Origin of the sequence: Deinococcus aerius (assembly GCF_002897375.1) — a bacterium.
GTDB classification, from domain to species: domain Bacteria; phylum Deinococcota; class Deinococci; order Deinococcales; family Deinococcaceae; genus Deinococcus; species Deinococcus aerius.
In genome coordinates, this window is sequence record NZ_BFAG01000007.1 from 133,602 (window position 1) to 145,610 (window position 12,009).

The following is a 12,009-nucleotide window of genomic DNA, read 5'->3' on the forward strand; positions in this document are numbered from 1 at the left end:
TTAAAGGCCTCCTGGGTGCCGCCGCTTGGGGGGGGCGCTGCTCTCCTGCCCGGCCTGCGCCTCGGTGGGTTCGAAATAGCCCACGGTGCGGCTGCTGTCTTGCAGGTACTTCTGCGCCACCCGCTGCACGTCCTGGGGCGTCACCTGGGAGACGGCCTGGAGGAACTTGTCCGTGAAGCGGTAGTCGTTCGCGGTCGTGGCGTCGTAGCCCAGTTGCGCGGCCTGCGCCTGCAAGGACGTGGTGCCCAGCACCGCGCGGGCGGTGATCTGGGTGCGCGCGCGGGCGACCTCCTCGGCGCTCGGCGGGGCGCCCCGCATCTCCCCCAGGACGGCCAGCAGCGCCGCGTCCACCTCCTGCGGCGTCCTGCCGGGGGCGGGCGTAAAGCTGAAGTCGTACCAGCCGCCGCGCCGGAAGGTGGAGGGCAGAGTCCCGCCGTCGGCGGCCAGGCCGCTCTCGAACAGCGCCTGGTAGAGGCGGCTCGTGCGGCCCGAGAGCAGGATGTTGTCGAGCACGCTCAGGGCGGGCACGTCCGGGCTGTAGATCCCGGGCAGCGGGTATACCGCCTGCATCAGCGGCGTGGCCCCGGCCTCCCGCAGCACGATGGGGGCGCTGGGGTGCGGGTTGCCCAGGGTCGCCTCGACCGTCGGCCCCGCCAGCGGCGCGGAGGTGACGACTGGCCGGGTGCCCGGCGTGCCCAGCCCCCCGAAATTGGCCTGCACGGCGTCCAATGCCGCCTTCGTGTCGAAGTCGCCCACGATCACCAGCGTGGCGTACTCGGGCGAGTAGTATTTTTTGTAGTAGGCGCGCACCTTGTCGGCGGTGAAGCCCTCGATGTCCCCCCGCGTGCCGCCCACCGTCAGGCCGTAGGGCGAGTTGGGGAAGGCGGCGGCCTGCACCGCGCGGCCCAGGCGGTACTCGGGGCTGTTCTCGTCGCCCTCGATCTCGGAGAGGACCACGTTGCGCTCGCCCGCGAGCTTCTCGGGGTCAATTTGCGCGTTCACCATGCGGTCGGCCTCCAGCGCCAGCACCGCGTTCAGCTTCTCGCGCTCCACCGTCTCGAAGTAGCTCGTCTGGTCGTAGAAGGTGGTCGCGTTGAAATCGGCCCCCAGCGCCGAGAGCAGCCGCCCGAACTGCACCGGGCGGTCCGTGGTGCCCTTGAACATCATGTGTTCGAGCTGGTGCGCGATGCCGTTCACGCCCGGCGCCTCGTTGCGCGAGCCGATCTTGTACTCCACCCGCACGCTGACCACCGGCGCCCCGCGCACCTCCTTGGTGAGCACGGTCAGGCCGTTGTCCAGCACCGTGCGCCGCACCCCGGCGGTCAGTTGGGGCACGGGCGCGGTGGTCGAGGCTTGGCTCTGTTGGGCCAGGGCGGGTACCCCGGACAGCAGCAGGGCGGCGGTCAGCAGGATTTGTTTCATGGCTCCTCCGGGGTGGTGTGGTCACCAGCATATCCGGCGGGCAGGCCCCGGGGCGGGAGCCTTACCGGTGGGGTCCTCCCGTGAGTTTCCGGGGCAGTGGTCAGGAGCCGGCCCGGCACGGTCGGGCCCGGTGGACTGGAGCTCACCCTGAGCCACTTGCCCGGCGGCGGCGGCTCCTGCTCGTCGTCGCGGACAAACCGCGCTGGGGTGGAAGCGTCGCCACTTCCACCCCAGCGCGTCTGTGAACCGGCAGATGCGGACCGAGGGCCCCGCCGTCCGTCAGGCCCCCTCCCCCGAGCCCCCGCCCAGGCTGCCCCTCAGCGTGGTGGCCGCCTTGAACGCGACCTTGCGCCCCGCCGGAATCTGGATGCGCTCGCTCGTCCCGGGCCGGACCCCGCTGCGGGCCGCCGTCTCGCGCACGGAGAGCGTGCCCAGGCCCGGGAGCCCCACGCTCTGCCCCTGGCGCAGGGCCTCGACGACCGCCCCGATCATGGCGTCCACGGCGAGGTTGGCCTGCCCCTTGCTCAGGCTGGTGTTTTTGGCGACGTGTTCGGCGAGGTTGGCCTTCCCCAGCCGCCCGACATCCCGGGCGCCCGTCTTGGTAACGGGGGCGTTCACGGCGGGGTCCCCCTGGCCCGCCGCCGCGAGGGTGGCGTCGTCGAGCAGCGTCTGCGTCTTGGCCTTCTTGAGCTTCTCGTTCTTCTGCGCCATAGGGAGCCTCCTTCCCGCCATCTTGCGGGCCAGTGCCCGGCCAGGGGAAGGCGACGCGGGCGACACTTCAGACTTGCTCAAGCTGGCCCGGCTGCTGCTCGTCACCCCCGCCGCGCATGGCAACCTGTGGCCCGTGATCCCGGTGCGGTCGCAGGTCCGCACGCCGCACCCCGGTCCTGACGGCTTGCCCGCCGGTATACCCCCATCAGGGGCATTGCGGCTCGAAAAGCCCGTGTGGGCCGATCCTGAGGCGTTTGGTTCGCTTTGCTCAAGACGCCCACGCCTCATTTGTGCCGAAGCAGTGACGCTTTGCCGGATACCGTTTCCCTGGCGATGACAGCGGGTCCAGGGGGGAGCCGAAGGTCTGGTCGCGTCCGTCCCACACCTCCTATGGCAAAGGCTCCGATGCTGACTTCCACCACTCTCCCCGGCCCCCGGCGGCCCGGCGCCCCCCCGTTCCCTGCGCGGACCCGGCAGGAGCGGCCCTGATGCGCGGCGCCCTGGGCTGGCTGCGCCGGGTCGAGCCGCCCCAGATTCTCCTGTGGGTGCCGCTGCTGGCCGCGCTGGTCGTCGTGGCGATCCTCACCACGCTCCACCGCACCACCCCGATCTACTCGGCCATCCTGGCCTTTATCGTGGCGTTCGACCTGCTCGCCCTGTGCGGTCCCCCCCGGCTGAGGTCGGGCCTGCTGCGGGCCGCGCCCCTGACCTACGCGGTGACGCTCCTGACGGGCTGGCTGGTCGCCCTGTATGTCCTGCCGGGGCACCCCGCCACGCCCCTGGTGCGGCTCTCCATCATTCTGTACACGACGATCATCTACGTCTTCTTCTTCGTGCGCTACCCCCCGCGCGCCGCCAGCCTGTGGTCGGGCGCGGCGCTCGCCGCCTTTGTCCTCGGCACGCTGCCGCATTCCGCGCGCACCCTGGGCGGGGTGGGCGCCTTTGACGGGGCCGCCCTGCCCCTCACCCTGCTCTTTGCCCACGGCTCGCTCATCCTGGTGCTGCGGTCCTTCGGCCTGACGCGGGATCAGCTCGCGCAGGCCCAGGCCGGGATGCAGGCGATGTACGACCTGGCGCACCGCGACGCCCTGACCGGGCTGCCCAACCGCCGGGCGCTGGAGCAGGACCTGGACCGCACCGTGCAGGGGGAGCCGGGCGGAGTCCTGCTCGCGGTGATCGACGTGGACGGCCTGAAGCGGGTGAACGACACCCTGGGGCACGCCGCGGGGGACGACCTGCTGCGCCGCTTCGCCCTGGGCTTTGCCCGCAACACCGTCTCGGCGGGCCGCGCCTACCGGATCAGCGGGGACGAGTTCGCGCTGCTGCTCCCGGGCGCGGGGTCGGAGGAGGCCCGGCGCCTGGTCGAGGACGTGACCCGGGGGGTCCGCAAAACGTATCCCCAGGCGGGGGCCAGCGTGGGGACGGCGCGCCATCAGCCGGGGGAGTCGGCGAGTGGGTGGCTGTCCCGGGCCGACCGCGCCATGTACCGGCACAAGAAGCGCAGCCAGGAGGAGGGCGCGCCGCCCGCCCGCTAGGGGTGTCCCAGGCCGTTTTCTCCGGCGGCCCCCGGCCTTACGGTGGGGACGGCCCGGCCCCTTCCGGGCCCTTCGCCCCGGAGGACCCCATGATCACCCCCGATGTCCTGCGCGCTGTTCCCCTGTTTGCTGGCCTCGGCGAGACCGCCCTGCACGAGGTCGCCCAGGCCGCCGCCGACGTGCGGCTCAATCCCGGCGAGTGGCTGGTGCAGGAGGGCGACACCCCCGCCTTCTTCGTCCTCCTGGAGGGTGACCTGGAGGTCACCAAGACGGCGGGCGGCGAGGAACACGTCATCAACACCTACCGCCCCGGCGACTCGTTCGGCGAGCTGCCCCTGCTGCTGGGCTCGGGGGCCGTCGCCAACCTGCGCGCCCTCGCGCCCGCGCGTGTGGTGCGTCTGGAGGCGCCCGACTTTCACACCCTGCTCGCCCGCTCGGACGCGGTGGCCTCGCGGATTCTGCGCAACATGGCCCGGCGGGTGGGGGACCTGCAGCGCTTCGCGGTGGAGGCGCCGCAGAACATGGCGCTCCTGGTCGGCGGCAGCGACGACCTGGCGTGCTACGGGCTGCGCGAGCTGCTGTCGCGCAACCAGGTTCTCTTCCGCTGGCTCGACCCGGGGGACCCCACCCTGGCGGCGCAGATTCCGGCGGAGGTCGCCGGGGGTGCCCTGCCCGCCGTGGTGCTGCCGGACGGGACGGTGCTGCGCCGCCCCCGCCCGCGCGAACTCGCCGGGCGGGTCGGCCTGCAGGTCACCCCCGGGCGCGCCGAGTACGACGTGGTGATCCTGGGGGGCGGCCCGGCGGGGCTGGCGGCGGCGGTCTACGGGGCCTCCGAGGGGCTGTGTACCCTGCTGGTGGAGAAGCAGGCCCCGGGCGGGCAGGCGGGGGCGAGCAGCCGCATCGAGAACTACCTGGGTTTTCCCACCGGGCTCAGCGGGGACGAGCTGAGCGCCCGCGCCCTGCGCCAGGCCCGCCGCTTCGGCGCCGAGGTGGTCACCACCCGCGAGGCGACCGCCCTGCGCCCGGGCGCGGACGCGCACACGGTGGTCCTCGACGGCGGCGAGGAGGTGCGGGCCCGGACGGTCGTGCTCGCCACCGGGGTCGAGTGGCGCACGCTGCCCCTGCCCGGGGCGGGAACCCTGACCGGGCGGGGGGTGTGGTACGGGGCGGCCAGGACCGAGGCCCCCTCCACCCGCGGCAAGGACGTGTACCTGATCGGCGGCGGCAACTCGGCCGGGCAGGCGGCGATGTACTTCGCCAACTACGCGCGGCGCGTCACCCTGCTGATTCGCGCCGACCGGGTGGAGAAGGGCATGTCCCAGTACCTGATCGACCAGCTTCGGGGCAAGGCGAACGTCCGGCTCTGCGTCAACCGCGAGGTCGTGGCGCTCCACGGGCAGACCCACCTCTCGGGCATCACAGTGCGCGACACCGTCACCGGGCGCGAGGAGGAGGTCGAGACCGACGCCCTCTTCGTCTTCATCGGGGCGGACGCGCGCACGGACTGGTTGCCGGAGGTGGTCGCCCGCGACGGGCGCGGGTACGTTCAGGCGGGGCGGGGCGTTCCGCGTGAACGCTGGCCGCTCGGGCGCGACCCTTTCCTGCTCGAAACGAGTGTGCCGGGCGTCTTCGTGGCGGGGGATGTCCGCAGCGGCTCAATCAAACGGGTGGCGTCCGGGGTGGGGGAGGGCAGCATGGCGATTGCCCTGATCCACCAGTACCTCGCCCTGGGTGAGCCGGACAACCGCGCGCCGTAATTTCCCGCTGCCTGTCGCTGCTCCCTGTGGGAGTTCCCGCCGGATGGGGCGAGGCTTACAAGGCCTGCCGCCCTGAGCGTGGGGTGGAACGCTCCAGTTGCACTCAGAAGAACACCCCTGTTGCGCTCCGCCCTCCACGTGCGCCGTCCCTGAACCTTCCCCGGCTGTCCCCGGCAGAACACGCGTCAGTTCTCGTAGGTGTTGCCCGCCAGGTCCACCCCGCGCGCCAGCCACAGCTTGTGCCCGGGATTTCGCTCCGGGATGATCCGCGCGGTGGTGGGGAAGTACCGCATGGTGTACCCGGCGCGGCGGAAGTCGGAGGTATTCGCCCGCGCGCCGTGAACGATCCGTGCCTCGTGCAGGCTGGCCTCGTTGGGCTCCAGGGTGAAGAACACGGCCTTGCTCTCGTCGATGGCCTCGGGCCTGATCCGCTGCTCGAAGCCCGCGAAGTTCTCCTCCTTGCCCTCCTTCTCGTACTCGGAAAACCCGTTCGTGTGGGTGCCCGGCAGGACGCCCATCGAGCCGTTTTCCGGGAAGACGCGGTCCAGGGCCAGCCAGACGGTGCAGATGCCCGCCATGTCCGAGATGCGGCCCTCCCAGTACGCGCTGTCCTCATGCCAGGGCGTCGCCTTGCCCGTGCGCGGCTCCTTGGAGATGAAGTGGCTGGCCCACAGCCCGATGTTCGGCCCGGTCAGCGGTTCGACGAGGTCGAGCACCTCCGGCGCGAGCAGGAATTCCAGCAGGCGCTCGTCCCGGGTGTGCGGCATGTCGAGGTTCGCCGCCCCGTACCGCTCCAGGTTCTCCTCGAAGATGGCCCTCAGCCGCTCGAACTTCTCCGGCGCGAACACCGGCTGGTGAAAGAGCGTGTAGCCCTCGCGCTCGTACTGCTCGATCTGCCCGGGGGTGAGACGGCCCGCCTTGTTCGCCTCGTTCGTCATCCCTTTGCCTCCAGAGGCCCAGCTTAGGAGCGCAGGCGCTGCCCCGTCTTGCGGGCAGGAAACGGGCTTTGTACTGTGTCGACATGACGGTGCCCCGCCTTCAATTCGAGCGGGTCGCGCCCGGGCGGGTCTTTCACGCGGCGGTCGTCCTCGCCCGCCCGGGCCGGGGGGTGGCCGCCCACCGCCACGACTTCTGGGAACTCTTCGTGGTGAATGGGGGCGCGGGAACCCATCTGGTGGGCGGAAGGGTCTTCCCGCTGATCCCCGGCGACCTCGTGCTGGTGAGGCCGGAGGACGAGCACGCCATCGAGGCGGCGCCGGACGACCAGCTTCATTTCGTGAATGTGGCAATTCCTGACCGTGCCTGGCGTGACTTCATCGCCTGGGCTGGACTTCAGGGGACGTTGGGGCAGTGGTCGGCTGTTGAGGGGCCGCCGACCGTCGCCTTGTCCACCGAGCGGCGGGGCGAGTGCGCCGAAGCCTTTCGCCTGGCGCTGCGGGCGTATGCACAGTCGCCCGACGCGCTCGCGCTGTGCCGGTTCCTCGGCGCGGTCCTGCCGCTGCTGGGGCCGGGACCGGCGGCGATTGAGCCTGTCGGGCCTCCCTGGCTGTCCCGCGCCCTGGACAGGCTGCGCGAGCCCGAGCACCTGCGTGCCGGGGTGCCGCGGCTGCTCGAACTCTCGGGGGTCAGCGCGACACACCTGGCGCGGGTCGTGCGGGACATTCACGGCCTGACCCCCACGGAACTGGTGAACGAGCGGCGGCTGGTGCGGGCCGCGGAACTCCTCACGACCACCCCTGCCGAGGTGATTGATATTGCCTCGGGGTGCGGTTTCGAGAACCTGTCCCACTTCTACCGGCTGTTCAAGCGGCGCTACGGCAGGCCGCCGGGGGCTTTTCGCCTCGCGGCCCGCGCCGCCGTCGCGCCCTACCAGCCGGGGGGTGAGAACTGACCGCTGGGGAGACACGGGTTGCCTCTCTGGCTCGCGGTCTGGCCTTGAAGGGGAGGCCCCGTAGCATGGGGCATGTCCAGCCTTCCGCCCGGCCTCCTTGCCGTGGACATCGTGGAGGCCGCGCGTCAGCTCACCGGGGAGCCGAACCTGCGCCTCCTCCACGTCGCCGCCGAGCCGGTGGCCTGGCGAGTCGTGAGTGAGGTCACGCACGGCCTCCAGCGGCTGCGGGGCACGAGCACGAACGGCTCCCACACGCAGTCCTGGTCGCTCATTCTCAAAACCCTGCAACCCGATCCGGCGGGTGACCCGTCAGCCGGGTCCGACTGGGAACGGGAGGCGCTGGCGTACACGTCCGGTCTCCTGCACGCGGCGGGCGGATTCCGTCCCGCGCGCCTCCTGCACCTCACCCGTCCCGCACCCGACCGCATCCAGTTGTGGCTGGAGGACGTGCCGGACGACACGCCGGAGGTCTGGCCGCTGGATCGTCATGCGCTCGCCGCCCGGCACCTCGGCGAGTTTAGTGGAGCGCATCCCGCCGACCCCCCAGAGAGTCCCGATTGGCTGTGGCGGGACTGGTGGGCCTCCTTCGATCCGGCCGAGGACCGCGAGGAGACCCGCGCGGTGCGTCTCGCCAGGACCTGGGACCGTCCGCTGGTGCGCCTCGCCTTCCCCCAGCCCGTGCTTGGGGAGTTGGAGCAGCTTGAGGCCGATTACGAGGGCCTGACCCGGGCGGTGGGGGGATTGCCGCACACGCTCTGCCACCTCGATCCGGGGCGGTTCAACCTGCGTTCGCACATGCGGTCGGACGGGACGGTGGAGACGGTCTTCCTCGATTGGCAGAGCCTGGGAGTCGGCCCCCTCGGCGCCGACCTCGCCATGATGCACTTCCTGAACCTCTGCCGGTTCTACGCCGATCCTGCGGAGTGCGGACAGCTCGACGAGGCCGGGTTCGCCGCGTACTGGCGGGGGGTCCGTTCGCAGCGGCCCGGCGTCTCGCATGAGGAGGCGCGGCTGGGCTACACGGCGGCAGCGGCGCTCCGCACGGCCACCGTGGTCCGGCTGCTCGTCGCGGAGCTGGCGGCGGAGGGTGCGGCGGGACGAAGGGTAGGGCAGTGGGGAGAAAAGCGCGGCTGGTCGCTGGAGCGGTCCTTGGAGGGGTGGGGCCGGGGCATGGCCTTTCTGCTGTCCCTGGGCGCCGAGGCCCGCTGGCTCGCGGGGCTGCCGTGAGGTCGGGCGAGCGCCGTCCACCTCCTGCCCCCGCTCAACTCGTCGCGCTCGTGTAGCGCCGCAGCCCCGCGCCCCACACCAGAACCGCGAGCGCGAAGGCCACCACCGCGGCCACCATGCCCCCGGCGACCAGGCCCAGGTCCCCCGTCCTGGTCAGGGCCCGCGCGGGCACCGTGGCGATGAAGGCGACGGGCACCACGCTCGTGAGGACCGCGCGGACGGGGGGTGAGTAGATGCTCACCGGGTAGCTGCCGAGCTGCCAGAACGCCCCGTAGAAGATGGACGGCTCCAGCCCCGGCGCCCAGAAGGCCAGCGCCGCGAGGAGGACGCGGGAGGCCCAGGCGACCACGACTCCGGCCCCGAGGAGCAGCCCGTACGTGAGGCCCCCGAGGACCGTCACGCTGTCCCCCAAGTTCGCCACGCCCACCCCCAGCGTCCCCACGCCGAGCAGGGCCGTGAGCAGCGCCCAGGGCGAGCAGGTCGCCAGGGTCGCCAGGAACAGGCTGGGCACCGGTTGCAGCAGCACGTCGTCGAAGTCGCCGCTTCGCAGCCTCCCCGCGAAGAAGCCGAGGTTGGGCTCCACAAAAGCCCCCATCACCCCGCTCACGATCAGGAAGGTGCCGTACAGCACGACCGTCTCGTCGAGGGTCCAGCCCGCCAGGGACGCCGTGAACGAGAAGATGACGCGTAGCGTCGCCAGGCCCGCGAAGACCGACACGGCCGCGAGCAGGGCCTGAAACACCACGTTGCCGCGGTGCGCGGCCTCCCGCTGGAGGGACACGGAGACGATCCCGAGAAACAGTCGGATGAGTTTCACGTTATCCCCCCACGCTCGCGTAGCGCCGCAGCCCGGCCCGCCACACCCCGCGCAGCACCAGCAGGGCCACGCCCAGCCACGCGACCTGCCCCCCGAGCCCCCACCAGAAACCGGTGCTCGGCGTGCCGGACAGCACCTCGGCGGGCCAGCCGTTCATTGCCCAGAACGGCAGCGAACCCAGCACATCCCTCCACGGCCCGGGCAGGAGGGCGACCGGAAAGGCCCCGCCCCCCAGCAGGAAGATCAGCGTGTCCCCCAGGCTGACGAGGCCGTGCGCCCGTCCACCCCACAGGGCCGCGAGGGACAGCGTGAACGTCACCACGAACCGCAGGGCCGCGGCGAGCAGGACCGCCGGGACGAACAGGGCCAGGTTCGCGGGCTGCCACGCAACCCCCGCGAGGAGAAGGGCGAGCAGCACCAGCGGAACGCCCAGCCCGAGATGCCAGACCCGGACGGCCAGGTTCTCCCCCAGCGGGGCGATCACCACGGCGTGCGGGCGCAGCAGGTCATCGACGATCTCGCCCCCGTAGATACCGTTGGCGAAGGTGTGGTTCTCGTAGGACACCGTCACGAGCCGGGTGAGGAGCAGGGCCACGAAGTAGGCGGACACGTCGCCCCGCCCGGGCAGCGCCGCCGACCACACCGCGAGGCTGACGAGCGGCCCCACCGCCTGATTCGCCACGAGCGTGACCAGGAAGCTGCGGCCCGCCGACCACTGCAAGGTGAAGCGCCAGACGTAGGCGCCCAGCAGGGCGAGGGTGCGGGTCATGCCCCCACCCCTTCCCGGTACACCTGGGCCAGCACACCCTCCAGCGGCGGCTCCCGCACGCTCAGGTCCAGCACGGGCAGCTCGGCGAGGAGGCGCGCGGTCACGCCCGGCACGTCCGAGCGGCGGACCCGCAGGGTGACGGTCTCCCCGTCCTCGGCCTCCACCTCCCCGTAGCGGCTCCACTCAATCGGCCCGGTGGGGGCCAGGGTCAGCCGCAGGAGTTTGTGGGGCGCCAGCCGGGCCGAGAGCGCCGCGAGGTCGCCGTCGTGCCTGATCTCGCCTTTGTCGATCAGGATCACGCGGGAACACAGCGCCTCCACGTCCGCCATGTAGTGGCTGGTCAGCACGATGGTCGCGCCCGTCTGCTGCCCGTACCCGCTCAGGAACGACCGGATCATCCCCACGGCCCCCACGTCGAGGCCGATGGTGGGCTCGTCGAGGAAGAGGACCTGTGGGCGGTACAGCAGCGCGAACGCCAGGCCCGAGCGCATCCGCTCGTCCAGCGACAGGGCGCGCACCTGTCGGGGCAGCAACTCCTGGAGGTGTAGCAGGTCGGTCAACTCCGCCAGGTTGGCCCGGAACTCCCGGTCGGGCACGTCGTACACCCGCCCCTGAAAGCGCAGGGCGTCGAGGACCGTGAGTTCGCCGGGCGCGGCGAGGGGCCGACTCCCGCGAATCATGGCGACCCGCCGCAGGTAGGCCGCCTCCCGCCGCCAGGGCGTGTGACCGAGAACCTGGGCGTTCCCGCTCGTGGGCGTCAGGACCCCCGCGAGCATCTTCAGCGTCGTGGTCTTGCCCGCCCCGTTCGGGCCGAGAAAGCCGACGATTTCCCCCTGCCCCACCTGAAAGCTCACACCCCGCACGGCGGGAACCTCGCGGAACTGCGGGCGGGTAAGGGCCCCGAGTGCCGCCCTTAAGCCAGCCCCCCGAACCGGCACCCGGTAGGTCATGCTCAGGCTGCTCACCTCGATGTTCGCCATACGCCTCCTGATTCCAGCGTGCCACCCGCAGGCAAGCGTGGAGGGTTGGCGCGCTGTGAGCGAGGAGAAGATGCCCTATCCCTTCACTGGCAGTCGAGGGTTTATGTTGAGGGGTGTACCGGACGGTGGACCTGGCGCGCGCCTCGGGGCTCTCGGTGCAGGGCGTGCGGCAGTACGAACACTGGGGCTTCCTGCCCCCGGTGGACCGCACGGCCAGCGGTCAGCGGCGGTACGAGGGCCGACACCTCGACGCCCTCCTCACGGCGCGGGTGCTGCGCGGGGGCTACTCGTGGAAGATCGCGTTGCAGGTCATGCGGGCAGTCCACGCGGGCGACCTCGTGGGCGCCCTGCGCGAGGCGGACCGGCGGCACGCCGGGCTCCACCGCCGCCGGGGCGAGGTGCTGGCGACGATAGAGGCCCTGAACGTGACCAGCCGGGCGGCCCCGGCGAGGCTGCGGCTGCCGCGGGGTCGGCCCAGCGCCCTGAGGGTCGGGGAGGCCGCGCGGCACGTGGGCGAGAAGGTGTCCACCCTGCACTACTGGGAAACGCGCGGCCTGGTGGTCCCTCTGCGCGACCCGCGGACGGGTTACCGCCTGTACGACGCCCCCCGGCTCCGCCAGGTGGAGATCGTGGCCTTGCTGCGCCGCGCGGGCTACGACTTCGCCTCGGTGCGCCGCGTTCTCGACGAGGTGAGCACGGGACGGCTGGAGAACGTACTCGGCGCGGCCCAGGCCCGGCTGACGCAACTCGACGAGGACACGCGCAAGTGCGTGGCCGCGACCGCCGCCCTGTGGGCGTACCTGGAATGGCATGGGGGTCCTGAAGCTGGACCGGTCTTGGGGAAGACCTGAAGCTCAAGGTCGGAGTCGGACACGATCAGCGTCACCTTGAGCCGCGAGG

The 12,009-nt window shown here is 71.8% G+C and carries 11 protein-coding genes; 5 read left to right on the forward strand and 6 right to left on the reverse strand.

Going from position 1 to position 12,009, the window contains the following annotated elements; genetic code table 11:
• Positions 1-1,422: a M16 family metallopeptidase gene (locus tag DAERI_RS22590; RefSeq protein WP_201262741.1), complete on the reverse strand. Its 1,422-nt coding sequence runs from the start codon at positions 1,420-1,422 to the stop codon at positions 1-3.
• 279 nt (positions 1,423-1,701) lie between these two features.
• On the reverse strand, positions 1,702-2,133 hold the full coding sequence (locus DAERI_RS11250; protein WP_103129522.1) for an HU family DNA-binding protein: 432 nt from the start codon (positions 2,131-2,133) through the stop codon (positions 1,702-1,704).
• Positions 2,134-2,621: 488 nt separating this feature from the next.
• Between DAERI_RS11250 and DAERI_RS11255 the strand changes: the two genes are divergently transcribed.
• Positions 2,622-3,668 carry a GGDEF domain-containing protein gene (locus tag DAERI_RS11255; protein WP_103129523.1) on the forward strand — a complete coding sequence of 349 codons (1,047 nt, stop codon included), beginning with the start codon at positions 2,622-2,624 and terminating at the stop codon, positions 3,666-3,668.
• Between the two features lie 89 nt (positions 3,669-3,757).
• Positions 3,758-5,425, forward strand: coding sequence for an FAD-dependent oxidoreductase (locus DAERI_RS11260; protein WP_103129524.1), 1,668 nt, complete (start codon positions 3,758-3,760; stop codon positions 5,423-5,425).
• Positions 5,426-5,610: 185 nt separating this feature from the next.
• Here DAERI_RS11260 and DAERI_RS11265 read toward each other — a convergent pair whose 3' ends face one another.
• The gene (locus DAERI_RS11265; RefSeq protein ID WP_103129525.1) at positions 5,611-6,363 is read right to left on the reverse strand and encodes a phytanoyl-CoA dioxygenase family protein; all 753 of its coding nucleotides are present in this window, start codon (positions 6,361-6,363) and stop codon (positions 5,611-5,613) included.
• An 83-nt stretch (positions 6,364-6,446) separates the two neighbouring features.
• Here DAERI_RS11265 and DAERI_RS11270 point away from each other — a divergent pair, with 83 nt between their 5' ends.
• Positions 6,447-7,316: a helix-turn-helix transcriptional regulator gene (locus tag DAERI_RS11270; protein WP_103129526.1), complete on the forward strand. Its 870-nt coding sequence runs from the start codon at positions 6,447-6,449 to the stop codon at positions 7,314-7,316.
• A 72-nt stretch (positions 7,317-7,388) separates the two neighbouring features.
• Positions 7,389-8,543, forward strand: coding sequence for a phosphotransferase (locus DAERI_RS11275; protein WP_103129527.1), 1,155 nt, complete (start codon positions 7,389-7,391; stop codon positions 8,541-8,543).
• 34 nt (positions 8,544-8,577) lie between these two features.
• On the opposite strand, the gene DAERI_RS11280 is transcribed toward DAERI_RS11275, so the two are convergent.
• Genes DAERI_RS11280 through DAERI_RS11290 form a run of 3 tightly spaced genes read right to left on the reverse strand, consistent with a single transcriptional unit; the run spans position 8,578 to position 11,109 of the window.
• Positions 8,578-9,360: an ABC transporter permease gene (locus DAERI_RS11280; RefSeq protein ID WP_103129528.1), complete on the reverse strand. Its 783-nt coding sequence runs from the start codon at positions 9,358-9,360 to the stop codon at positions 8,578-8,580.
• Between the two features lies 1 nt (position 9,361).
• The gene (locus DAERI_RS11285; protein ID WP_103129529.1) at positions 9,362-10,129 is read right to left on the reverse strand and encodes an ABC-2 family transporter protein; all 768 of its coding nucleotides are present in this window, start codon (positions 10,127-10,129) and stop codon (positions 9,362-9,364) included.
• Positions 10,126-11,109 (reverse strand): ABC transporter ATP-binding protein, encoded by a 984-nt coding sequence (locus DAERI_RS11290; RefSeq protein ID WP_103129530.1) that lies wholly within the window; start codon positions 11,107-11,109, stop codon positions 10,126-10,128. The genes DAERI_RS11285 and DAERI_RS11290 overlap by 4 nt, the downstream gene beginning before the upstream one ends.
• Before the next feature lie 113 nt (positions 11,110-11,222).
• Here DAERI_RS11290 and DAERI_RS11295 point away from each other — a divergent pair, with 113 nt between their 5' ends.
• A complete protein-coding gene (locus DAERI_RS11295) occupies positions 11,223-11,960 on the forward strand; it encodes a MerR family transcriptional regulator (RefSeq protein WP_103129531.1) in 738 nt (245 codons plus the stop codon).
• The last annotated feature ends 49 nt before the right edge of the window (positions 11,961-12,009 follow it).

Coding starts and splice junctions, on each gene's coding strand:
- DAERI_RS11270 (WP_103129526.1), top strand. CDS start 6,447: ATGACGGTGCCCCGCCTTCAATTCGAGCGGGTCGCGCCCGGGCGGGTC.
- DAERI_RS11285 (WP_103129529.1), bottom strand. CDS start 10,129: ATGACCCGCACCCTCGCCCTGCTGGGCGCCTACGTCTGGCGCTTCACC.
- DAERI_RS11255 (WP_103129523.1), top strand. CDS start 2,622: ATGCGCGGCGCCCTGGGCTGGCTGCGCCGGGTCGAGCCGCCCCAGATT.
- DAERI_RS11260 (WP_103129524.1), top strand. CDS start 3,758: ATGATCACCCCCGATGTCCTGCGCGCTGTTCCCCTGTTTGCTGGCCTC.
- DAERI_RS11265 (WP_103129525.1), bottom strand. CDS start 6,363: ATGACGAACGAGGCGAACAAGGCGGGCCGTCTCACCCCCGGGCAGATC.
- DAERI_RS11250 (WP_103129522.1), bottom strand. CDS start 2,133: ATGGCGCAGAAGAACGAGAAGCTCAAGAAGGCCAAGACGCAGACGCTG.
- DAERI_RS11290 (WP_103129530.1), bottom strand. CDS start 11,109: ATGGCGAACATCGAGGTGAGCAGCCTGAGCATGACCTACCGGGTGCCG.
- DAERI_RS22590 (WP_201262741.1), bottom strand. CDS start 1,422: ATGAAACAAATCCTGCTGACCGCCGCCCTGCTGCTGTCCGGGGTACCC.
- DAERI_RS11275 (WP_103129527.1), top strand. CDS start 7,389: ATGTCCAGCCTTCCGCCCGGCCTCCTTGCCGTGGACATCGTGGAGGCC.